General features: G+C 46.0%; 18 protein-coding genes and 1 other RNA gene. 10 read left to right on the forward strand and 9 right to left on the reverse strand.

The window, feature by feature from the left end; translation table 11 throughout:
• Positions 1-22: 22 nt before the first annotated feature.
• Positions 23-835 (reverse strand): helical backbone metal receptor, encoded by an 813-nt coding sequence (locus K1Y79_RS20295; protein WP_220252026.1) that lies wholly within the window; start codon positions 833-835, stop codon positions 23-25.
• Positions 835-2,193: a pyridoxal-phosphate dependent enzyme gene (locus K1Y79_RS20300; protein ID WP_220252027.1), complete on the reverse strand. Its 1,359-nt coding sequence runs from the start codon at positions 2,191-2,193 to the stop codon at positions 835-837. Before K1Y79_RS20300 ends, K1Y79_RS20295 begins: the two co-directional genes overlap by 1 nt.
• A 514-nt stretch (positions 2,194-2,707) precedes the next feature.
• On the opposite strand from K1Y79_RS20300, the gene bioD reads away from it, so the two are divergent.
• The 10 genes from bioD (at position 2,708) to K1Y79_RS20350 (ending at position 12,973) form a co-directional block, all read left to right on the forward strand.
• A complete protein-coding gene (gene bioD / locus K1Y79_RS20305; RefSeq protein WP_220252028.1) occupies positions 2,708-3,334 on the forward strand; it encodes a dethiobiotin synthase in 627 nt (208 codons plus the stop codon).
• An 11-nt stretch (positions 3,335-3,345) separates the two neighbouring features.
• Complete coding sequence (locus K1Y79_RS20310) at positions 3,346-3,927, forward strand: 5-formyltetrahydrofolate cyclo-ligase (protein WP_220252029.1); 582 nt, start codon at positions 3,346-3,348, stop codon at positions 3,925-3,927.
• Position 3,928: 1 nt separating this feature from the next.
• Positions 3,929-4,996, forward strand: coding sequence for a tetraacyldisaccharide 4'-kinase (gene lpxK, locus K1Y79_RS20315; protein WP_220252030.1), 1,068 nt, complete (start codon positions 3,929-3,931; stop codon positions 4,994-4,996).
• A gap of 11 nt (positions 4,997-5,007) precedes the next feature.
• Positions 5,008-7,233: a ribonuclease R gene (gene rnr, locus K1Y79_RS20320; protein WP_236059759.1), complete on the forward strand. Its 2,226-nt coding sequence runs from the start codon at positions 5,008-5,010 to the stop codon at positions 7,231-7,233.
• A gap of 119 nt (positions 7,234-7,352) precedes the next feature.
• Entirely contained in the window at positions 7,353-8,324 is a 972-nt protein-coding gene (locus K1Y79_RS20325) for a polyprenyl synthetase family protein (protein ID WP_220252031.1), read from the forward strand.
• 166 nt (positions 8,325-8,490) lie between these two features.
• Positions 8,491-10,137, forward strand: a complete 1,647-nt coding sequence (locus K1Y79_RS20330) for an amino acid permease (protein ID WP_220252032.1) — start codon at positions 8,491-8,493, stop codon at positions 10,135-10,137.
• A gap of 107 nt (positions 10,138-10,244) precedes the next feature.
• Positions 10,245-10,682 carry a DoxX family protein gene (locus K1Y79_RS20335; RefSeq protein ID WP_220252033.1) on the forward strand — a complete coding sequence of 146 codons (438 nt, stop codon included), beginning with the start codon at positions 10,245-10,247 and terminating at the stop codon, positions 10,680-10,682.
• A 350-nt stretch (positions 10,683-11,032) separates the two neighbouring features.
• Positions 11,033-12,064 (forward strand): Smr/MutS family protein, encoded by a 1,032-nt coding sequence (locus tag K1Y79_RS20340; protein ID WP_220252034.1) that lies wholly within the window; start codon positions 11,033-11,035, stop codon positions 12,062-12,064.
• 34 nt (positions 12,065-12,098) lie between these two features.
• Positions 12,099-12,490: RNase P RNA component class A (gene rnpB, locus K1Y79_RS20345), an RNA gene on the forward strand.
• Between the two features lie 72 nt (positions 12,491-12,562).
• On the forward strand, positions 12,563-12,973 hold the full coding sequence (locus K1Y79_RS20350; protein ID WP_220252035.1) for a DUF4870 domain-containing protein: 411 nt from the start codon (positions 12,563-12,565) through the stop codon (positions 12,971-12,973).
• A gap of 67 nt (positions 12,974-13,040) precedes the next feature.
• Here K1Y79_RS20350 and K1Y79_RS20355 read toward each other — a convergent pair whose 3' ends face one another.
• The 7 genes from K1Y79_RS20355 to K1Y79_RS20385 all read right to left on the reverse strand — a co-directional run bounded on the left by K1Y79_RS20355 (position 13,041) and on the right by K1Y79_RS20385 (position 23,448).
• On the reverse strand, positions 13,041-14,747 hold the full coding sequence (locus tag K1Y79_RS20355) for a S8 family serine peptidase (RefSeq protein ID WP_220252036.1): 1,707 nt from the start codon (positions 14,745-14,747) through the stop codon (positions 13,041-13,043).
• A 773-nt stretch (positions 14,748-15,520) separates the two neighbouring features.
• Positions 15,521-17,053 (reverse strand): L-piperidine-6-carboxylate dehydrogenase, encoded by a 1,533-nt coding sequence (gene amaB, locus K1Y79_RS20360; RefSeq protein WP_220252037.1) that lies wholly within the window; start codon positions 17,051-17,053, stop codon positions 15,521-15,523.
• Positions 17,054-17,161: 108 nt separating this feature from the next.
• On the reverse strand, positions 17,162-18,046 hold the full coding sequence (locus K1Y79_RS20365) for a DUF1338 domain-containing protein (RefSeq protein WP_220252038.1): 885 nt from the start codon (positions 18,044-18,046) through the stop codon (positions 17,162-17,164).
• Between the two features lie 9 nt (positions 18,047-18,055).
• A complete protein-coding gene (gene panB, locus K1Y79_RS20370; protein ID WP_220252039.1) occupies positions 18,056-18,871 on the reverse strand; it encodes a 3-methyl-2-oxobutanoate hydroxymethyltransferase in 816 nt (271 codons plus the stop codon).
• A gap of 57 nt (positions 18,872-18,928) precedes the next feature.
• Complete coding sequence (locus K1Y79_RS20375) at positions 18,929-19,810, reverse strand: Ppx/GppA phosphatase family protein (protein ID WP_220252040.1); 882 nt, start codon at positions 19,808-19,810, stop codon at positions 18,929-18,931.
• A 102-nt stretch (positions 19,811-19,912) separates the two neighbouring features.
• Entirely contained in the window at positions 19,913-22,069 is a 2,157-nt protein-coding gene (gene ppk1, locus K1Y79_RS20380; RefSeq protein ID WP_220252041.1) for a polyphosphate kinase 1, read from the reverse strand.
• Between the two features lie 353 nt (positions 22,070-22,422).
• Positions 22,423-23,448, reverse strand: coding sequence for a lysylphosphatidylglycerol synthase transmembrane domain-containing protein (locus K1Y79_RS20385; protein WP_220252042.1), 1,026 nt, complete (start codon positions 23,446-23,448; stop codon positions 22,423-22,425).
• Positions 23,449-23,473: the final 25 nt, after the last annotated feature.

The raw sequence follows: 23,473 nt of genomic DNA on the forward strand, positions 1-23,473 counted from the left end.
TTTTCTCGTAATTTTTTATTCTTTATTCACAATTATGCAACGTTTTCCATAAATCTTCCAGGTACCCCGCCGCTTTCTCCAACCGGCTGCCATACCAGGAAAACATCTCTCCGTCTACCAGTTCAATACGGGCCCCGGGCACCATCTCCGCCAGTTCCGCTATATGTTTTTCCTTAAAAGGGTAAGGTTCCGAAGACAATAACAATAACTCGCACTCCAGTAATCGTAATGATACTTTCTCCACTACCGGGTAACGGGTTAGTCCGGCATACACATTCTGCAATCCGCAATACGGCATCAGGTTATTAATGAACGTTTCACCCCCGGCTACCATCCATGGCTGCCGCCATATAAAGTAAGCCGTACGCAACTGCCTGCCCTTCTGCGTTATATTTCGTAACCTGCTGAATTTGATAGAGATAGAGCTGGTTATCTGCTTCGCCTGTTCAAGTCGGTCTGTCATTAAACCAATACTTTCGATCATTTCCTGCGCCGCTGCCAGCGAATGAATATCACTTACCCACACCGGCACGTGTTCCATCAGATACCGGATATCTTCCTCAGTATTTTCCTCCTTATTAGCAATCACCAGGTCTGGCTGCAACTGAATGATCTTGTCCAGATGTAACTTTTTCGTTCCTCCAACTTGTTGTTTCTCTGTAGACCATTCCGCAGGATGCACACAAAACTTGGTAATACCAATCACCGAATCTGCAAGACCAAGATCAAACAACAGCTCTGTCTGAGAAGGGACTACTGATATAATACGACGAGGCGGGAATGGTATTACCACTTCCCGCCCCAGTTGATCTTTATAGATTCTTTCTGTCTTCATCAGCTACCTAATGCCTGGATGATGTCATATTTGGTAACAATATGCGGTTTGCCGCTTTCGTCTTTGCTGATGACAGCGCCGTTTTCCTTATTAATGTAGGCCGACAATTTTTCTATCGGCATCTCCATACTTACTTCCGGAAACGATGCATGCATCACCTGTTTGATCTGCGCATCTTTCAGATTGGCATCATCAATCAGCCGGTTGAATAATCCGCCTTCGGAGATTGCACCTACTATTTCCCCGTTATGTAATACCGGAAGGTGCTCAATATCAAACTTCTTCATCTTCACAATCGCATCGCTGACTTTTTCTTCCTGACTAATGGTAACGAGCGGCTGATTCCTACGGCTGTTCACCACATCTTTAACTGTCTTTACATCCAGGAATCCGCGCTCCATCATCCACTGGTCATTATATACCTTACCTACATAGCGGCTGCCATGGTCATGGAATATGACTACCACCACATCAGAAGGTTTCAGGCGGCTTTTCAGCTGCATCAGTCCTGACAGTGCAGAACCGGCAGAGTAACCCACAAAAATACCTTCCTCTTTGGTAATACGACGGGCCATGACTGCGCCGTCTTTATCAGTCACCTTCTCAAAGTGATCGATGATACCCATCTCGTAATTCTGCGGTACGAAGTCTTCTCCGATACCTTCTGTAATATATGGATACACTTCGCTCATATCAATCTCCCCGGTCTCATGATACTTCTTCAGCAAAGAGCCGTAACTATCTATAGCCCAGACCTGGATGTCCGGATTTTTTTCCTTCAGGAACTTGCCTGCGCCAGTAATCGTACCCCCGGTACCGGTAGCCACTACCAGGTGCGTGATCTTACCGTCAGTCTGTTCCCATATCTCAGGGCCGGTCTGCTCATAGTGCGCATCGCGGTTAGCCAGGTTGTCATATTGGTTTACGTAAAATGAATTTGGGATCTCTGTAGAGAGCCTGCGGGATACCGAGTAGTAAGAACGGGGATCTTCCGGCTCTACGTTGGTCGGACACACAATCACTTCTGCACCTACGGCTTTCAGTATATCGACTTTCTCTTTGGATTGTTTATCCGTTGTCGTAAATATACATTTGTAACCTTTGATCACTGCTGCCAATGCCAGCCCCATACCAGTATTACCGGATGTACCTTCTATAATAGTACCGCCGGGTTTCAGTAAACCCTGTTTTTCTGCTTCTTCTACCATTTTGAGGGCCATGCGGTCTTTGATGGAGTTGCCGGGGTTAAAGAACTCAACTTTCGCGAAGACAGGGCACGGAAGACCTGCTGTAACGCGGTGCAGTTTCACAAGTGGAGTATTGCCAATCGTTTCGAGGATGCTGTTGCAAAATTTCATATAGATCTTGTTGGACAGTAGCGAAAGTAAGGAATTTCCCTCTATCACCCTCTCTTATACCAGGTATTTACCCTTCACCGCGTGAACTATTAATTAGTTATCTATCAATTAATTATGTTTTCACACTACACTACTATCCGGTTACATAACTTATTGATTACCAATGTCGGCCTTGAACACATACAGTAAATGTATATACAGATCGAACTAGGGTAGAAGTCGTTACGGACAGAACGTGGACTTGAGGTGGACTTGATACGGAATCTGGCCGGACCTGAGACTTCTCTGTGACCAGCCCTGCCCTGATACGGTCCATATTCGATACCTGTCCTGATTCCGGTGGCAAAGGCGCTTCTGATTTCTCCGCCCTGTCACCTCCTTTCCATCCATCATTGTCAGTTTTTATCTTTCACTGGGTTACCTTTTTGTCTTTCCTGTATTAACTGGTGGAAACCTCCCATCCCTGCGCCAGCTTCCCTGCAGAATTGATTCCATTACATTATCTTTGCATGTCATGAGTCAACGGATATTTATCACCGGCATTGGTACCGGTGTAGGTAAAACAGTCACGGCTGCCTGTGTCGTGGAAGCATTACAGGCAGATTACTGGAAGCCTGTACAGACGGGGTTAATGGAGGGAACTGATACTGATACTGTGAAAGGCCTGATATCTAATCCTGTATCCGTATGCCATCCGGAGGCTTACCGGCTCCAAGCACCGGCGTCGCCACACCTGGCAGCTAGGCTGGAAAATGTGGAGATAGACGTACGCCACGTGGTTAACCAGGTGGATAGTCTGCAGCCGGCAGGTCGCCCTTTAGTGATCGAAGGCGCAGGTGGGTTAATGGTACCGTTGACATCGCAGATCTTTACTATCGACTTCATAACGCAACTGGACGCCAGTGTCATTATCGTGGGCCAGAATTACCTGGGAAGTATCAACCACGCGCTGTTAACAGCCCAGGTATTGCAGCAGCGCGGTATACCCGTACTAGGGTGGATTTTTAGCGGAGCGCACCATAGCAATGAGGACGAGGTAGTTGCATGGAGCGGTTATCCGTTGTTGGGAAGAATACCTCATACAGCGCTGTTGGATAGGACATTTGTGAAGGAACAGGCAGAAAAGCTATATTTGGGATAATTCTGATCCACTTGTTAACAAAAAAGGATATACGAAAGGCATACCTGGAAAAACGTTTAAACCTTCCGGACGATGTGATTGCCACCCTTAACAGGGAGTTACTGGGACAATGTCAGCTGTTGGATTACAGCTCGTTTAGAATGGCACACATTTTTCTTCCCATCACAGACAAGAAAGAGGCAGACACACACGCACTGGTTGACTGGGCCAGGGGTGCCTATCCTGCATTGCAGTGGGCCTTGTCCAGATCAGATATGCGTAATGCCACGATGGAGCACTTCCTGTGGACACCCGATACGGTGCTTGTAAAAAACGCCTATGGGATTCCCGAACCCTCCGGAGGCAACCTGGTGTTGCCTGCTGAAATGGACCTTGTTTTCGTACCAATGTTGGCATTTGATAAAAAAGGTCAGCGTGTGGGATACGGAAAAGGGATGTATGACCGTTTCCTCAAGCAATGTGCGCCAACTGTAACAACTGTCGGATTATCACTATTTGATCCTGTGGAAGCGATTGCCGATGCCGACAACCACGACGTACCACTGGATATAGTGGTAACGCCGCAAACTATTTACTATTTCAAAAAGAGCTAAGATGCTGAAACACCTGAAAGTCTTATTATATCCTTTCTCACTGCTGTATGGCCTGGTAATGTGGGGCCGTAACCGTCTGTACGACAGCAATATGCTGACGGCGGTAGAGTTTGACCTGCCGGTGATCGCGGTTGGTAACCTCTCTGTAGGAGGAACGGGTAAGACGCCTCACGTGGAATACCTGATCAGGCTGTTAAAAGACTCCCGGCAGGTAGCCACACTCAGCCGGGGATATAACCGCCGTACTACCGGGTATTTACTGGCTGATGCAACCAGTACCGCCGCACAACTGGGCGATGAACCCATGCAGTTTCATCGCAAATTTCCTGAGATAGCTGTTTGCGTAGGAGAGGAACGCATGCTGGCTATCCCACAGTTACTGGGCGAACGTCCTGAAACTCAGGTAATATTGCTTGACGATGCTTTTCAGCACCGCTCTGTAAAACCGGGGCAAAATATCCTCATTACCGATTACAACCGCCGTTTCACAAAAGACCATGTGGTGCCTTTCGGTCGCCTGCGCGAAGGCCGCAAAGGATTTGAAAGGGCCAATTGTATCATCGTATCTAAATGTCCGCCGCAACTGTCTGACACTGAGAAAGCCGCCATCCGGCAGGAGATTGCTCCTCTGCCGCATCAGCAACTGTATTTTACTTCTCTGACCTATGGCGCCCTGTATGACATGTTCAGCGGTACTGCTGTAGACGCTCCGGCAGATACGACTATACTACTCGTTTGTGGTATAGCAAGACCGGAACCACTTTTGCAACAGTTAAAAGCCAGCTATAAAAATGTTTTCCTGCTCTCTTTCCCGGATCACTACTACTATTCCGTTCCTGATCTGGAAAAGATAAAGAGAGAGCTGGAAAACCTGCCGGGCAATAATAAACTGGTAGTTACAACGGAAAAAGACGCAGTGCGGCTACAACTGCTGGAAGAACAGCTGCGTCCTATGGACTTGCCCATAGCCGTTATGCCAGTGGAAATATCTTTCCTCTTCGGGGAAGGAGAATCATTTAATAATTATATTTTTACCTACGTGGATCAGTTTGGAAGTAACCATGATTAAACGTTACGAGAATGACAAAAAAGAAAAAACCTCAAAAACACAGTAGTCTGAAGAAATCCTTCAGCGGCACTGTCCAGATAACCCGCTCCGGGATGTCCTTTGTAATTATCGAAGGGCAGGAGAAGGACATAATGGTCCGCCAGAAGAACCTGAATACCGCCCTCGATGGCGATGAAGTACTTGTTGATGTGATCAAACAAGGCAGGAACGAAGGTCGTATGGAAGGCGTGATAACGGATATCGTTAAACGCAAGAAGGTCGAATTTACCGGTACCCTGCAGGTCAACAAAGGATTTGCTTTCCTGCTGCCGGAAAAAGGACTGTTCCTGCCTGACATATATATACCCGCCAATGCGCTGAAAGATGCAAAGGACGGTGACAGGGCTGTTGTACGGGTCGTGACCTGGGGAGAAAAGACCCGCAAACCTGTGGGAGAGGTGATAGAGCTGCTGGATGCTACCGATACCAACGATCTCGCTATGAAAGAGATCCTGATCGAAAGTGGTTTCCCGCTCAGTTTCCCTGAAGAAGTGCTGGAAGAACTGAATAATATCGCTGAGAATATAGATGCTGCCGAGTTGAAGAAGCGGAAGGACTTTCGTAAGACCCTCACCTTCACTATCGACCCGGTGGATGCTAAAGACTTCGACGACGCCATTTCTATCCGTAAACTACGGGGTAACTGGTATGAAGTAGGTGTGCACATTGCTGACGTTAGTCACTATGTACTGCCGGATACTGCGTTGGATAAAGAGGCTGACAAGCGCGCTACCTCTGTTTACCTGCCAGACCGTGTATTGCCGATGCTGCCCGAAAAGATCTCCAACGAGCTTTGTTCCCTGCGTCCGCATGAAGACAAGCTGACTTTTTCAGCCGTTTTCAAAATGAATGACAAAGGAGAGGTGAAAGAACATTGGCTGGGTCGCACTGCTATTCACTCCGATCACCGCTTCACTTATGAAGATGTGCAGGAGATTATTGAAGGTGCAGAAGGCCCCCATAAAGATGAGGTCCTGTTGCTGAATACAATTGCCCAGACACTGCGTAAGCAGCGTTTTGAGAATGGCGCAATCAATTTCTCCTCCCAGGAAGTACGTTTCCAGCTGGACGAAAACGCAAAGCCTGTAGGCATTCTGATCAAGGAAAGCAAGGAAGCCCACCAGCTGATAGAGGAACTGATGTTGCTGGCTAACAGAACCGTCGCTGAATACGTATTCAATATCCGTATTGGTACTAACCAGCAGGTACCTTTCCCTTACCGCGTGCACGATACGCCGGATGAGGAAAAACTAAGAGTATTCTCTGGCTTTGCCCGTAAATTCGGCCATAAGCTGGAAATAGATAATCCGGACAAACTGGCCCGTTCCTTCAATGAGATGCTGCGACTGGCTCATGGTAAGCCGGAGCAGCACGTTCTGGAGACGTTGGGTATCCGTACCATGGCAAAAGCTGCCTATACGACGGATGATATTGGTCACTATGGATTAGGCTTTGACCACTATTGCCATTTTACCTCCCCCATCCGCCGTTATCCGGATGTACTGGTACATCGTGTGTTGCAGCAATGCCTTACACATACCATCCATCCTGACAAGCAGATGGAGAAAAAATGTAAGCACTCCTCAGAAATGGAGCGCAAAGCAATGGAGGCAGAACGTGCGGCCAACAAGTACAAGCAGGTGGAATATATGCAGCAATACATCGGAGAGGAGTTTGACGGTGTAGTAAGCGGCGTAGCTCACTTTGGCTTCTGGGTAGAAACAGTGGATACGAAGTGCGAAGGACTGGTAAGTCTGCAGAGTATGAGTACCAAAGACGAGTTCCAGTACGATGAGCAGGAATATGCACTCACCGGCCTGTTTACCGGCAGAAAGATCCGTATTGGAGATAAAGTACGTATACAGGTAGTAGCCGCCAACCTGGTGAAACGCCAGCTGGACTATGACCTGGTAGAGCCGGAAGGTAGTCTGCCGGAAGCATTTCCTGCAACCGCATCTTCCCGCAGAGTCAGAGACGACAGGAAAACGTCGAAGGAAAAGGGTAGAAAGAAAGAGGGAGCAGGGCGTAGTACTGGTTCACGGAAAGAGTCCGGCGCTAAAAAGAATGCAGGCGGAAAGAAAGAAGCCGGGGCGAGAAGAGAGTCTGGTGCCAGAAAAGAGTCAGGTACGAAGAAAGAAGGCGGTGCAAAGAAAAAGCCGCAAAAGAAAGAGGGAAGTCCATCAAAGAAAAAACAATAAAAAGGCATTAGGTATATGAGGCCGGGAATTGGTTTAGCATGTACAGCAAAAGGTCAGGCTAACCAGTTCCCGGTTCCACATTCCTGGTTCCTGATTGATTATTTAGTAGATATCACACCATGCATTCATTTCAAGAACTAACCATTCAGTTTGGAGAACATTTCAGTAAGGAGCATTTCCCGGAGCAGCCCAAGAAGCTGTATGCAGCGGCCAGCCATATATTAAGTATCGGCGGGAAGCGAATCAGGCCTGTATTGTCTATTATGGGGAATGAACTGTTTGATGAGATCCATCAGGACGCTTTTCATGTAGGTACTGCCATTGAATTGTTTCACAACTTCACATTGGTGCATGACGATCTTATGGACAAAGCGCCATTACGCCGCAATCAGCCTACTGTTCATACCTTATACGGAGACACCGCCGCTATATTGGCAGGAGATGTGATGCTGATTAAAGTGTATGAGTACCTGAATAAGGTACAGCCGCACTACAAGCAGAAACTGATCACCGCTTTCAATAAAGCCGCAATAGAAGTATGTGAAGGGCAGCAGATGGATATGGACTTTGAGGAGATGGAGCCTGAGCAGGTGAAGTATGATGACTATGTAAATATGATCGCATTAAAAACCTCTGTGTTACTGGCTGCCAGTCTGCAGATGGGCGCTATTATCGGAGGGGGCAGCGATTACAACCAGCAGCATCTCTATGAGTTTGGGAAGAACATCGGTATTGCGTTTCAGATCCAGGACGACTACCTGGATGCCTTCGGAGATCCTGAGAAGTTTGGTAAGCAGCAAGGCGGTGATATCCTTGTAAATAAAAAGACCTTCCTGCTACTCAAAGCGCTGGAACTGTGTAATACCACCCAGCATAAGAAGCTGAAAGAACTCTTGGCCAGTAGCCCGGACGATAAGGTGGGGCAGGTACTGGAACTGTTCCATGACTGTAAAGTGGACGCCTGGGCAGAGAAAGAGAAAGAGCGGTTTCAGCAACTGGCATTTGAGCATCTGGAGAATATTGCCGTGCTGTCAAAGCGGAAGGAACCACTGATCGAACTAGCGGGTTTCTTATTGAAAAGAGAAAAATAGCTTGTAAGGAAACAGGAGTCGGGAAGCAGGAATGAGGTAGTAATGCCTGCCGGTTTGGCCAGGTGTGTTTAACAGCATTCTTCCTTCCCGATTCTTAATTCCTGATTAATTTTACATATATTCGCGCATCGCATAAGTTTACGCTAAACCTGAACCTAATTACCTGATGTCCAAATCGCTTTTTCGTAAGAAATCTATTATCAGTATACTCAAAGATGCTCAAGATGGTTTAACGGATGCGCATGGAGGTGAACTAAATAAGGTATTAAAAGTGCGGGATCTGACTGCACTGGGTATTGCTGCTGTAATTGGCGCAGGTATCTTTTCTACAATCGGTGAGGCCTCGTTTCATGGAGGTCCGGGTGTTTCCTTATTATTTATTATTACAGCTATTACGTGTGGCTTTTCGGCACTCTGTTATGCAGAATTTGCTTCACGCGTACCGGTATCCGGCAGTGCATATACTTATTCCTACGTTACGTTTGGTGAATTAGCCGCCTGGATCATCGGGTGGTCGCTGATATTAGAGTATGCTATTGGTAATATCGCGGTAGCTATCTCCTGGAGTGGCTATTTTAATAATCTGCTGGCAGGCGTCGGCAAAGGTATAGGACTGGATTTGTCATTCCCTGAATGGCTGGCCAGCAACTATGACAGTGCGTCGCCCGAGTTATATGCAGTAGCTCCGCATATCTTTGGTATTCCGGTGATATTGAATCTGCCGGCATTTATCATTGTGGTGCTGGTAACCTACCTGGCCTATGTAGGTATTAAAGAAAGTAAGCGTAGTGCCAACTTCATGGTAGGCCTCAAGATACTGGTGATCTTATTTGTTATCATTGTAGGTGCGTTCTTCGTGAATACAGACAACTGGACACCGTTTATGCCCAATGGCTTTTCCGGTGTACTGAAAGGAGTATCCGCCGTGTTCTTTGCGTATATAGGTTTTGACGCGATCAGTACTACTGCCGAGGAGTGTGCAAACCCACAGCGCGACCTGCCCAAAGGAATGATCTATTCGCTGGTTATCTGTACGGTATTATATATACTTATTGCATTTGTACTGACAGGTATGGTGTCATATGCTGAGTTGAAAGTCGAAGATCCGCTGGCCTTTGTATTCAATGCTGTGAACCTTCCTAAAGTCAGTTTCCTGATATCTGTGAGTGCAGTTATCGCCACTACCAGTGTGCTCCTGGTCTTCCAGATTGGTCAGCCCCGTATCTGGATGAGTATGAGCCGTGATGGTCTGTTACCTAAGCGTTTCAGTATCATCCACCCCAGGTTCAAAACCCCTTCATTCGCCACTATCATTACCGGCTTTTTGGTAGGTGTTCCGGCCCTGTTTCTGAACCTGACCGTCGTTACTGACCTGACTAGTATCGGTACACTGTTCGCCTTTATCCTGGTATGCGGTGGTGTATTGTTACTGCCTAAACAGGAGAAAGATCCTAACTCAAAACGTTTCAGACTACCGTATATCAACGGGCAGTTTATAGTACCTGTTATCGTAATCGTTTTTGCTTACCTGTTCCGCAACGAGCTTCCGCAGCGTTTTTCCTTTGATGGCGGCTGGGAAGTGTGGAAACATAATATACCCTTCTTTTTCTTTGTGATAGCAGCAGTGGTATTCACAGTGCTGTCCTTCCTGCACAAACTTTCATTAATTCCTGTATTGGGTCTGTTGAGTTGCTTCTATCTGATGACGGAGATTGGTTTTAGAAACTGGGTGGTATTCTCTATCTGGCTGCTGATCGGTCTGGTGATCTACTTCGGTTACGGCTACAGAAAGAGTAAGCTGGCACAAGCATAAGAATATCAGTATTTTAGGAGATTAGTTGCTGCCGTCAAATTGACTATTGATTTAGTCAACTATAATTCGTATATTCGGTTAGCTCTTTGATCTTAAAATCATGTTTTATGAATCTGCTACAACGAATAGACCGTTGGGGCGAGACGCATCATCCACGTTGGTTGGATGCAATACGCGTACTCCTCGGTGTTTTTTTATTCTACAAAGGGGTGGTTTTCATACAAAATATTGATGTACTTAAGTCTGTGATCAGCGAAAGTCCGGTGCTCACAGTTATGTCCTTCTGGCTTGCTCACTACATTGTCTTTGCTCATCTGGCTGGCGGAGTCCTTATCATTTTCGGTTTACTTACACGTGTGGCTATTCTGGCCAACATTCCAATCTTACTAGGCGCGATTATCTTTGTACAGACCTCTACGGGGTTATTTAATGTACATGGAGGAGCCGGCCTTTCTATCCTTGTTCTGCTGTTACTGGTATTCTTCCTGGTGGAAGGCAGCGGCCCCATTTCTTTTGATGAATACATGCGTCGGCATCCGGCGTGAGATGTATCAGCTTTTTAGCATCTGGGATCAGGCATGCGTAGATGCACCTGTGACAGGGAGAGAACACCCTTGTCAGGCTGTGATATGCACATATTAGCTGTCTTTACCGCAAGGATAAGGCAATACCGCGCAGCAGGCGGTTAGTACGTGATTGCTTATAATCATATGATTATCAGTAGTTACTACACTTGTTATTGCCAGTTGTCTCCTCCATATACCGTTATTCGCAGGTTGTGCCTACCATTTCCTGATCCCTAATTCCTGATTCCTGATTGTCTTTTCTTATTTTTGCTCTCCGCAATGCGGACTGCTTTCTTACAGCAGCTCCCTAAAAGGCGGTTATTGCAAATATGAAGTTTGAGATTGGCGATAAGATATTGCTCCTGCATTCTAAGGAAGAGGGGACCGTTGTAGACATTATCAATGCCGATATGGTAATGGTAGAAGTGGGCAAAGTGACCTTTCCTGTCTACCTTGATCAGATCGATTTTCCCTATTTCCATCGCTTTACGAGCCCTAAGCCTCCTCCGCCAAAACAGCGCCTTGAAGGATATGATATTAAGCCGGAAAAGAAGAAGTATGAAGACAATATCCGGATGAGCCGGGGTATGTTTCTCTCCATTCTGCCGATCTTCCGGTTGGATGCCTATGAAGAGCATGTACAGTCGCTGAAATTTCACTTGCTGAATGAAACGAGCGAAGCTTACCGCTTTAACTTCCAGGTATGGCTGCGCAATAGTATGGAGCTCGAAATCCGCAATGAGATCCAGCCCTTCAGTAATTTCTACTTATCAGACCTGCTATTTGAGTCGCTGAATGATAGTCCGCGGCTTGAATTTGTATTCTTTCCAAAGGAAAAGAATGATAAACTGGCGTCTTCTTTCCCGAAGACCTGGAAGCCCAAGGCCAAGCAGTTGTTCCTGCAGCTGTCTGAGTTACAGGCCCGCAGAGACGCAACGCTGACCCAGGTGTTATTTGAGAAATACCCTGAGAAGAGCAAGAACGATAAGCCTTATTTTGACCCATCCAGCGTTGGATCCATGGCGGCAGGTACGACTGCAGCGGCTACGCCTGCTATACCAGAGCCACCGCAGCAGCCCAAGTATGAACTGGATCTGCATATTGAGCAGCTGGTTAAGGAGTGGAAAGGATTGAAGAATATTGAGATACTGGCTATTCAGCTAAACGAATTTGTACACTACCTGGAGCTTGCCATGGTACATCATCAGCATAGTATGATTGTAATTCATGGCGTTGGAAAAGGTAAACTCAAAGACGAAATTCATGCTATACTGCGAGACACAGCTGGGGTAGAGCGGTTCGTGAACGAATATCACCCACGCTATGGCTATGGCGCTACCGAGATATTTTTCCGGTACTAAGTCATATGCCAGGTTTTCTATTACATTTGCAGAAACTACAAACCGTGCTATCGCTTCCAGCTTCGGCTGGATGAGGAAAGTCCGGACAACATAGAGTAACGCACCACCTAACGGGTGGGGCTGCTTTTTTCTCCGTTAAAAGAGAGAAGAGCGGTACAGACAGTGCCACAGAAAATTACCGCCTGTCTATTGCGCAAGCAGTAACAGGTAAGGGTGAAAATGTGGGGTAAGAGCCCACGTTCTGGTATGGTAACATATTGGGAGGGTAAACCTTGCGTGTTGAAATGCCATGTATACGGTCGCTTAGGGCTACTCGTCCGATGACCGAGGGTAGGCAGATACAGGTGTCGTGTGAACGGCATCGAAGATAAATGATAGCATCTCCTTTATGGAGAACAGAATCCGGCTTACAGGTTTGTAGTTTTTGCTTTTACACATCTTTGTGTGCTTATCAACCAGCAGGCAACCCTGTAGACATAACCCGAATCTTATACCCGTATGCAAAAACAAGAAGAAAGAAACTGGGCGCTCGCGATGCACCTGGCCGGTATCGGAGGTATGATATTTATCCCACCGGCAGGCAACATCATTGCCGCACTAGTGCTGTGGCTCATTAAACGCAATGAAACTGAATTTCTGAATGCTACCGGTAAGGAGGCATTGAATTTCCAGATCACACTTAGTATCATCAACGTCGGACTAAACCTGATCGGTATGCTTAACCACTGGGAGTGGAGCTGGGGCAGGCCAGGCTTTGATCACTATTGGGGCTTTAATAATATCTCTGACTTCCACGGCACACGCGGTGTAGTATATCTGATTAATATCATCTTCTCAGCAATTGCAGCCTCCAAAGTCCATAACGGTATCTTTTATAAGTATCCGTTTAACTGGCGATTGGTTAAATAATATGCTACCGGCAAAAAAGAAAGGCTACTTCAATCCGAAGTAGCCTTTCTTTTTATCTGAATGATGATCAGCCTTTTTTAACGGCCTCCATCTTTGCTTTCTTTTTCTTCTTCTGCTTTACACCTTTCTGTGTATCCATGCTGTCTGCAAGTTTCAATGCCTCATAAGCATTAACTAGTCCGCCGGAAATCGACAGATCAGCAAATGGTATCTTGGTGTCGCCTGCGCCTGGTTTATTTACTTCTGTCACACCGTCCGGTAATTGGCTGGCTGACTTCATCAGTATAAACTTTAACTGTTCAGCAGTCAGTTCAGGATGATAGGCCAGTACAAGGGCCGCTACGCCGGCAACTACCGGAGCCGCCATACTGGTACCACTCGCATTACCATACTTATTACCGCCAGGAACGGTAGAGTAGATCTGAACCCCTGGTGCGAAGATGTCTACGTTTTTCTTACCATAATTGGAGAAGCTGGCTACTTTGCCACCGGTTCTGCCATTGCTGCTCGCACCTACTGTTATATAGTTATTCGCCCTTCCGGAGCCATTAGCGTAATCCGGATTAGGGAAGTTATCTACTACGTCGTTGTCATTACCGTCGTTGCCTGCGGCATGTACGAGTAATACGCCTTTTTCTTCGGCATATTTCACCGCGTCGTCTACCCAATCTTTATGAGGAGAAAAGCCTTTACCAAAGCTCATGTTAACTACACGTGCGCCATTGTCCACTGCATACCGGATAGCCAGCGCCACGTCTTTGTCACGCTCATCTCCATCAGGAACCGCTTTTACCATCATGATACGCACATTATCGTTAATACCATCCATGCCCACACCGTTGCCCCTTACTGCTGCAATAATACCGGAAACGTGTGTACCATGAAAGCCAAATTCGCCCATCACGTCATTGTTACCGTAGTATTTATCGTTGATGTCATTAACATTATCACCGATGATCTCTGCACGTTTGTCCAGCGGACCTTCGCTTTCGGCTGCTTCGGCTTTCTTCTTCAGGTCGTCCAGGTAGGCTTCGAATTCAGACTTCAGTTCCGAGTAGCTTAGATTTTCTTCACCGGTGTTCTCAAAGATGCGCTGCATGAATTTCTTTGCTACCATCACATCCTGATCTGCCGTCTGGATACTGTCCAGCTTTGCAGCGGTAAAATCGTTCTGTTTGAGGTAGCCGGTCAGCAGCTGTTCGCATTTGCGCAGGCTTTCCTGAAGTTTCAGCATGGTCTTGTAGTTCACCTTGCTCTCGTTAGGAGAAGGCTTTGCCACTTTACCCTGCAGCTTCTGCCAGTATCGGTATTCTTTTGACTGTTTGTCAAGCGCAGAATCTGGATTGACATACAGGCTTTTATAGCGGTAATATTCGCGGGTAGCTTCGTCGGAATCTTCCCTTACACTGCGGCCGTCTTTACCACCCAGGAAGTTCCATCCATGGATATCATCCACGTAGCCATTTTTGTCGTCATCTATGCCATTACCTGGAATTTCTTTAGGATTTACCCATAGAATAGGTTTCAGGTCTTCGTGCAGGGTATCAATACCTGAATCGATCACAGCTACCAGTACAGGGGTACTTTTCTTGCCTTTCAATAACTCATTGTAGGCCTTCTCTACGCCGGTACCGTATACACTATCCTGTGTGTAGTTCAGTAAGTGCCAGTTTCTGGGAATTGCTGTGGTTTGGGCGTACGTAGGGTTAGCGGTAAGAGCAGCCATCAACACAAAACTTCCAGCCATGACTGCCATAGCTCTGTTAAATTTCATTCAGTCTGTTTTTTCTCAATAAACTTTACAAATCAAAAACCAAATTAGGTTAAAGGTATGCAAAATGTGAGGGAATCGGTTTTCTTAAAATGATGAACGCGGGAAACAATGTGCCAATAGCTCATTAACCGGATAATCGTACATAGCATATTATGACAGGGAATAGATATGTTTCGGTGCCTATTTCTGCCAGTCTGCTATCAACTTAATATTTATAAATATTCAGATATAACTTTTTTCAAAGGGAAGTAAGTTAACAGACACAATGAAAGTGGCTACCGTATTGACATTGCCAGAAATAGCTACCGCTTGTCAAAAAAAATTTGTGAATACCACAAAAGTAGAATATGAATTTCCGGAAAAAAGTGTAATATTTAGAGCTGGAAAAGTACTTGATAACTTTCTAAGTTATTAGTAAACTTTTCTCATAAGCATGGTTTCCGTTTAACGAAAAAGCGAGGTTCTCTAACCTCGCTATTATTTTATAGGACAATCGTCACTCACAACTGACTGTAAACAATTTCCTGCAGGTATATCGAGTAATGTTTTTCAAGTTCCGCTATTAAACGGACGCAGGATAAATATATTGTGTAGCTCACCTAACTATTTGTTCTCATATATTTCGGCTATCTTGACAGTTCCTGCCTGAAATGTAATGTATTACGCCAGTCAGAGCCATTTCAGCAATATAGAAAAAGGACGCTCCGGTAATGAAGCGCCCCTTAAATATTACTGACTCCGGTACTTAAACCGGGAATGTCTATGCTATCTTTCTAGGCCAGGTCGAACTTAATCCCTTGTGCCAACGGCAGGCTTGTTGAATAGTTAATTGTGTTGGTCTGACGGCGCATATACGACTTCCAGGCATCCGACCCGCTCTCTCTACCGCCGCCGGTCTCTTTCTCACCACCAAAAGCCCCACCGATCTCTGCACCGGAAGTGCCAATATTGACATTTGCAATGCCACAATCGGAACCCGCCTGAGATAGGAACAGTTCTGCCTCACGGAGGTTAAGGGTCATAATAGCGGAAGATAGTCCTTGTGGTACATCATTCTGCATCGCAATAGCCTCATCCAGATTATTGTATTTCATCACGTACAGAATAGGGGCAAATGTTTCGTGCTGTACGATCGCATAAGTGTTTTCCACAGCAGCAATACATGGCTTAACATAGCAGCCGGAAGCATAAGCATCTCCTGACAAGACACCGCCTTCCACCAGGAAGCTGCCTCCCTGTGCCTTAATCTTTTCAATGGAATCCAAATAAAGATTTACCGCGTCCTTGTCTATCAGCGGACCAACATGGTTATTTTCATCCAGCGGATTGCCAATGCGTAGTTGCTGGTAAGCTTTTACAAGCTTCTGTGTGAAGGATGCATAAACGCTTTCATGTATGATCAGGCGGCGGGTACTGGTACAACGCTGTCCGGCTGTACCCACAGCTCCGAACACACAACCAATCAGGGCCATATCCAGGTCTGCATCTGCGGTAATGATAATGGCGTTGTTACCGCCGAGTTCCAGCAACGCGCGTCCCAGACGTGCGCCAACTACACTGCTTACCGCTTTACCCATGCGGGTGGAACCGGTAGCTGACACTAATGGCACACGGGTATCCGCAGCCATCCATTCCCCTGTTTCACGACCGCCAGTTACCAGGCAGCAAACTCCTTCAGGTACCTTATTAGATCGCAGCACATCTTGTATAATCTGCTGACAGGCAATTGCTGATAAAGGCGTCTTTTCAGAAGGCTTCCATACGCATACGTCGCCGCATATCCAGGCAAGCATCGCGTTCCAGCTCCATACAGCAACAGGGAAGTTAAAGGCGGAAATAATACCGGTAATGCCCAGCGGATGCCATTGTTCGTACATCCTGTGTCCCGGACGTTCAGAATGCATGGTCAGGCCATGTAACTGACGGGAGAGCCCTACGGCAAAGTCACAGATGTCGATCATTTCCTGCACTTCTCCATATCCTTCCTGCAGACTTTTGCCCATTTCATAGGAAACCAGTTTACCCAGGGCTTCCTTATTGGTACGAAGCGCTTCGCCAATCTGACGTACTACCTCGCCCCGGCGTGGAGCAGGCCATAAACGCCATTCCTTAAATGCCGCCTGTGCAGTTTCTATCACCTGGTCATAATCAGCCCGGGTTGCGGCAGTAACAGTCGCAATATCCTGACCGTCTACAGGAGATGAAGCCTGGATAACCGGACCTTTTGCATCCAGCCAGATTGTGCCGGTGCTGACGCCGCTGTTAGCAGCGGTAATATGTAGTTGTTGAAGAATATCGTTGATCATGAATGTTTTGTTTTGATGTATATTCAATTAGCGAGAGCTATTGATAATGAGTCACATATGAAGTATAAATAATAAGGCCGGACATGTCTGTAGCCGGCCTTATCTAAGTTACTTACTGGTCTGAGAGCTATAGGTGCTTTCAAAGATGCGGTCTGCATTACCGGCTTCAAATCCTTCCCGGCGGTGCTCGCGGGTGATCTGATCAGCCGGCATGTCTGCAAACTGTGGCAATACCCTTCGTTCTGCAAACTCGACATAGGAACCTGCTATTTTATGTACGTCGTTGCCGGCAAAGGTAGCAGGGATCATTTTGGCAACCGTGCTGCTTTGCAGCAGGAGGTGATCCGGACTTTCCTTAATTTTTCCACCAGAGTCATTAAGTATGAAACCAGCGTTTTCAAGGAATGTATTGAAATCCGCAACTGTATTATAACTAGCCGGCAGGTTTTGTAAACTGATAGTAAAGTGGTTCAGGTAGTACCTGTTGTAGATCACCCAGGCGGCGTATTCACTTTCTGCTGCCAGCGCCTCGTAATCTTCCCACGTAGGTGTGCGCCAGAGTGCGCTGTGCAGGAAGGTGTCAACTGCAGGACCATCATTCAGATCCAGGTTGCTGACAGGGTCTACCAGCACTTCTTTGGTATAGCTGGCAATGATCTTCTGCGCTTCAGCACTCAGGTCCTTTACCCGCAGTTCGCTGATGAATATACGCGGATAGTTGGGAGCCGGCGGTGCGTACCAGTAAGCATCCAGCTTTTTGGCAGGAAACTGATAGGCATCACGTCTGGTATAACCGTAATGGAGGAATATTTTCTCTAGCGACTGTATCCCAAGTTCAGGAACCCCGATGGTTCGGAAGGCAATATGGTCATTCTCAATGTCTTCGGGAACCTGGATCAGATTCTCAGTGATCATGGCGGCAATAATGCCCGCAACATCAGGAACCCTTTCCTGATAGCGTTGCATCAGACCGCTTAGCACATAGTCTAACATAAAACGATTTTAGTATTGTTCGTTGTCGTTCGGAAAGTCTTTCGCTTTCACGTCGTGGATATATTGCTGTGACGCTTTGTAAATTTCGTCATATAAATTGAGATAGCGGCGCAGGAAGCGGGGTTTAAAATCCTTATTGATACCTAACATATCATGCATCACTAATACCTGGCCATCGACGTATTTACCTGCGCCGATACCAATAACAGGAATAGTCAGGCTTTCAGCTACCTGCTTAGCTAGCATGGCAGGGATCTTTTCCAGTACCAGGGCAAAACACCCTGCATCCTGTAACAGGCGAGCGTCGTTCAGGAGCTTTTGAGCTTCTGCATCTTCTGTTGCCCTCACAGTATACGTTCCGAATTTATTGATAGATTGCGGAGTTAGTCCGAGGTGCCCCATTACCGGCACACCAGCAGAAATGATACGCTTTACTGATTCAATAATTTCCTCACCGCCTTCGATCTTTATACCGTGGGCGCTGGTTTCTTTCATAATGCGCACGGTAGAGGCCAGTGCCTCCTTAGAATTACCCTGGTAGGAACCGAAGGGGAGATCTACCACCACAAAACTACGTTTGATAGCCCTTACAACAGATGCTGCATGGTATATCATATGATCCAGTGTAATTGGCAGGGTGGTTTCGTAACCCGCCATTACATTGGCAGCTGAATCGCCTACTAACAGGATATCCATACCAGCGTCGTCAAAAATGCGGGCCATAGAGTAGTCATAAGCAGTGAGCATGGAGATCTTCTCTCCATTGTCCTTCATTCTCTGTAATATGTGCGTAGTGATCCTTTTAACTTCTTTGTGCGTTGACATCTGAAAGACAGATTATTGATTAGAAAAATGGGCGTTAAGGTAACCATTATTTGGCAATTACCTGCTGACCTCAGCATACAACGACTGAATCAGGCCATCTGCAAGACCAATCTTAGGTACGTAGATCTCTTCCGCATCTGCCCAACGCATAATATTTATGTATATCTGAAGGGCAGGTACAATTACATCTGCACGGTCTTCCCTTAGATTGTAAAGGTGAATCCTCTCTTCTACAGTGAACCCGTTGAACTCTTTATAATAATCTTTCAGCACATCCAGCGTCAGCGGCTTGCCTTCCTTGCGTTTGGATAAAGAAAATACTTTGTTAATATTTCCACCGGAACCAATGGCGGTAATTGTACCAAGACCTTTGATACTCGATTTGATAGTGTCTTTCATGTACTGCCACTGATCATCATTTACCTGCTGTTGCAACAGCCTGATGGTACCAATGTTGAAAGACTCTTTATGTCGCAGACTGTTATTGCTGAAGATGGTGACTTCTGTACTGCCGCCTCCGACATCAATATACATATAAGAGCGGTTTTTGTCCAGGTTCTCTGCGATATGACTGTCATACAGAAAAGAGGCTTCTTCCTGACCGGATATTACTTTAATATCAATACCTGTTTCCTGTTTGACGGTCTGTAATATTTCAGCCGCATTGGAAGCATCACGCATGGCAGAAGTAGCGCATGCCTTCAGGTGTTTCACTTCATATACTTCCAGTAAAAGTTTGTAGGCTTTAATAGTATTTAGCAGGTGCGTGGCTCTTTTTTCGGAGATAGCTCCTTCGCTGAATACGTCAAGTCCCAGACGTAAGGGAACTCTGACAAGGTTTACTTTGGTAAAATCCATACGGCCCTGACTGTTGGGAGATGCTTCTGAGATGAGCAACCTGGCAGCGTTGGACCCTATATCGATGGCAGCTAGCTTCATGGGGGCAAAGATAGCAAATGGAATGAGGAATTATGAATAAGGAGGGAGGAATTAGAACTGATATCTATCAAGTATCAGTACTGGTTCCTCCCTTCTTATACCTTAACTATATTGTTTTTCGTGGAGATACTTAAATATTTCTATCTGAGATCTGATCTTCTTCCCGCTGTTATCGCGCTTATACTCATTCTTTTGTTCATTATCCAGCACACGTGCCTTCACATTCCCACTGAGTTGAATCGTAAGTATATCTTTGAGCTCCTGCTGAATGGCCGGGTCAAAGATCGGGATAGCTACTTCAACCCGATGATCGAGGTTACGCAGCATCCAGTCGCAGGAAGCAATGTATACCTTCTCCTGGGCATCTTTACCAAAAGCGAATACGCGTGCGTGCTCCAGGTATTCATCTACAATGCTGATGGCTGTGATATCCTTCTTCCACTTTTTATTCTCCGTGTAGGCACAACAGATACCTCGGATAATCATTTTTACATCCACACCTTCTTTAGCTGCTTCATAAAGTTTACCGATCATTTCAGGATCGGAGAGGGAGTTCATTTTGATAATCATTGAACCTCCTTTTTTATGTTTGGCATTCTTGATCTCTTTGTCGATCATCCGAAGGAAGAACGGGCGCATGCTATATGGACTCACAGGAAGCGTATTGCAGGCCTGCAAAAGTTTAATATCATGTTTGGAGTTCTCCAGGTAACTGAAAATACGGTTGATGTCAGCCATGATATTTCTGTTGGCTGTCAGCAGACAATGATCTCCGTACACCCTGGCTGTTTTTTCATTCAGGTTACCCGTGCTGACAAAACCACATTGGATTGTCTTTGTACCAATGCGTTTTTTGATCACACATAACTTCGCATGTATTTTGAGACCAGGAATACCAATCAATACTTTTACGCCCTCATCTTCCAGACGTGTTTTCCATTCAAGGTTGTCGGCTTCATTAAAGCGCGCGCGCAGCTCGAGGGCTACAGTCACTTGTTTACCGTTTCTTACCGCATTCACAAGAGCATTCACAATCTTGGAGTTTCTGGCTAGGCGGTAAGCAGTAATCTTGATACTGGTTACGTTTGGATCTATAGCGGCTTCCCTTAGCAGGTCGATGATTGTATCAAATGAATGATAGGGGAAGTGCAGCATGACATCCTGTAACTGTATCACGTGCATCACACTGGATGCATTGGCAAACAGTGGATGAATAAAGCTTTTACGTTGCGGATGTGGTCTTTCCCTGAATACTGCAGGAGGGAAGTCCATGAAATCCTTGAAGTTATGGATACGTGCCCCTGGTATGAGGTTGTCCTTACCGGATAGTCCCAGTCTGCGCATCAGGTATTCCAGCAGCAATGGATCAATGTCCTTATCGTATACAAAACGTACAGGTTTCCCTTTCCGTCGGTCTTTAAGGCCTTTCTCGATCTGGTGAATAAGACTGGTGGAAATGTCATTATCAATATCCAATTCAGCGTCCCGGGTCACTTTGATGATATGGGCAGTGAACTTATCAAAGCCGAAATAGGTGAAAATATGTGGCAGGTTAAAACGGATAACGTCTTCCAGCAATATGATATCAGCTTCACCTTCTTTGGAGGGCAGCGTAATAAACCTGGGCAGTACGCTTGGGATCTCAATCAGTGCAAACTTCTGCCTGACTGAGTTATCTTGTCTGGCCAGTACTACGGCAAGATAAATTGATTTATCGCGGAGATAGGGGAAGTGCTGAATACTCTCGATCATCAGGGGGATGATGTTGGTACGTACTTCATCGTTGAAGTAATTCAGTACAAATTTCTGCTGATCTTTATTCAGGTGTTTTTCAGTACGGATGAAGATCTTCTGTTGTTTCAGTTCCTCTTCTATTCCTTCCCATATGCGGTCAAATTCACGTTGCTGGTCAATTACCATGTCCTGAATATCATCCAGGATCTCATCAGGATTTTCTTCGAGGTGCATGCGGGTGGATTTACCTACTAGCAGCATTCTTTTCAGGGTTGCAACACGTACGCGGAAGAACTCATCCAGATTGTTGGAAAATATACCGAGGAAGCGGATACGTTCAAGGAGGGGCACACTTTTATCAGAAGCTTCCTGTAACACCCTCGCATTAAAGGCCAACCAGCTGATGTCCCTGGGGATCATTTTCGGCTTCTTGGCTGCTGGCACTATCTTTTTGCTATTGCTTTTCTTTTCCATCGCCGGATCTTGAAAATTAAATTCTATATGCTCACTATTGGACAATCGCATCTATAAGCTGATTAACGGTTGTGATTATACTGCTAATCGCAACAATACATATTTTGAAGAACATCTTATGTTAAATTTAGATGTCTTCTCTAAAGATAAGCAATAATAATGCGAGACTTGTCAGGCGGGTAGGAGAATCTATGGTATATTTTGCTGCTATGCATGTATAAACTGTTGTTTCCGCCGTAGCATGTAAGGTAGCAATAAAAGAGAAGGGTGTATCAATGCGTGATACACCCTTCTCTTTTAGACTACCAGGTAGTCAATAGCGCCTTGTAGACGTTTTTGTATATTTCAGTACATTCTGTACTTGAGATGCTTTTTCAACAATAGAATGTCAGATAAGTATCATGTTAGCGGGCATCGGCAGGGGTACCTGTTTTAGCTGCCTGTACCTGCGTACGGTTCATTAAGGGTAGCGCGATCAGGCTGGCCAGTCCGACAATCAGTACCAGCAATGTCTGTGCAGACCATACAATCCAGCCAAAGGCATAGGCAGAGGTATCTAATACGCCGTATACCATAAGTGTACGTTGTACAAGGAACTGATAAGCACCGGTACCTCCAGGAGTTACAATCATTCCGACACTGCCGATGATTAATACCGCCAGCGCTGCTTTGAGTCCGAGGTAACGGGTTTCCTCCATACAATAGAAGCCCAGATACATCATTGCAAAGTACATTACCCAGATGAGCACTGAATAGAATATAAACCACCCTTTCTTTTCCATTTTACCGATAGAACGGATACCATCCCATACACCATGTGCCAGTGCACGTAGTTTGATACCTATGCCTGAGCGGGCAATGAGGCGGAAGCCGATATAGCAAAGAAGAAGTATGCCAAGAACGATACCTGCCAGCAGCAGGGAGCGTGAACTTCCGGCAGCGCCCAGTTTATTTTCAACGGGGTGCCAGATCTCATTCAGAAATAGTCCGCCTATTACATCTATCTGTATAGCAACAGTAATCACCATGAGGATGATGAGGAGCAGCATATCAACAGCGCGTTCTGCAATCATGGTACCCACCAGTTTGTCCACCGGGATCTTTTCATACCGTGCTACGATACCACAACGGGTTACTTCACCGAGCCGTGGCACTGCCAGATTAGCCAGGTAACCAACCATTACCGCAAAGAATGTATTCAACGTACCAGGATTGTAACCCAGTGGCTGCATGATCAGCTTCCAGCGTACGGCCCTGTACCAGTGACTGGCAATACCGACAATGATAACCGGGATTAGCAGCCAGTAGTTGGCACGGCCAAGCGAGTTGAAAATATCATCTTTTTCTTTGTCAGTAAGATTGTGTGTAACAAGCCAAACCAATCCTAGCCCAATGGCTAAAAAGCAGATAAACTTCAAAAATTTGGGCATAGTAATAGTAATTTTGGGGGATCAG

The organism is Chitinophaga rhizophila, from assembly GCF_019492185.1.
In the GTDB taxonomy this organism is placed as follows: Bacteria; Bacteroidota; Bacteroidia; order Chitinophagales; family Chitinophagaceae; genus Chitinophaga; species Chitinophaga rhizophila.

Coding starts and splice junctions, on each gene's coding strand:
- K1Y79_RS20295 (WP_220252026.1), bottom strand. CDS start 835: ATGAAGACAGAAAGAATCTATAAAGATCAACTGGGGCGGGAAGTGGTA.
- K1Y79_RS20385 (WP_220252042.1), bottom strand. CDS start 23,448: ATGCCCAAATTTTTGAAGTTTATCTGCTTTTTAGCCATTGGGCTAGGA.
- panB (WP_220252039.1), bottom strand. CDS start 18,871: ATGTCAACGCACAAAGAAGTTAAAAGGATCACTACGCACATATTACAG.
- K1Y79_RS20330 (WP_220252032.1), top strand. CDS start 8,491: ATGTCCAAATCGCTTTTTCGTAAGAAATCTATTATCAGTATACTCAAA.
- K1Y79_RS20325 (WP_220252031.1), top strand. CDS start 7,353: ATGCATTCATTTCAAGAACTAACCATTCAGTTTGGAGAACATTTCAGT.
- amaB (WP_220252037.1), bottom strand. CDS start 17,053: ATGATCAACGATATTCTTCAACAACTACATATTACCGCTGCTAACAGC.
- K1Y79_RS20300 (WP_220252027.1), bottom strand. CDS start 2,193: ATGAAATTTTGCAACAGCATCCTCGAAACGATTGGCAATACTCCACTT.
- lpxK (WP_220252030.1), top strand. CDS start 3,929: ATGCTGAAACACCTGAAAGTCTTATTATATCCTTTCTCACTGCTGTAT.
- rnr (WP_236059759.1), top strand. CDS start 5,008: ATGACAAAAAAGAAAAAACCTCAAAAACACAGTAGTCTGAAGAAATCC.
- K1Y79_RS20375 (WP_220252040.1), bottom strand. CDS start 19,810: ATGAAGCTAGCTGCCATCGATATAGGGTCCAACGCTGCCAGGTTGCTC.
- K1Y79_RS20350 (WP_220252035.1), top strand. CDS start 12,563: ATGCAAAAACAAGAAGAAAGAAACTGGGCGCTCGCGATGCACCTGGCC.
- K1Y79_RS20340 (WP_220252034.1), top strand. CDS start 11,033: ATGAAGTTTGAGATTGGCGATAAGATATTGCTCCTGCATTCTAAGGAA.
- bioD (WP_220252028.1), top strand. CDS start 2,708: ATGAGTCAACGGATATTTATCACCGGCATTGGTACCGGTGTAGGTAAA.
- K1Y79_RS20365 (WP_220252038.1), bottom strand. CDS start 18,046: ATGTTAGACTATGTGCTAAGCGGTCTGATGCAACGCTATCAGGAAAGG.
- K1Y79_RS20335 (WP_220252033.1), top strand. CDS start 10,245: ATGAATCTGCTACAACGAATAGACCGTTGGGGCGAGACGCATCATCCA.
- ppk1 (WP_220252041.1), bottom strand. CDS start 22,069: ATGCGATTGTCCAATAGTGAGCATATAGAATTTAATTTTCAAGATCCG.
- K1Y79_RS20355 (WP_220252036.1), bottom strand. CDS start 14,747: ATGAAATTTAACAGAGCTATGGCAGTCATGGCTGGAAGTTTTGTGTTG.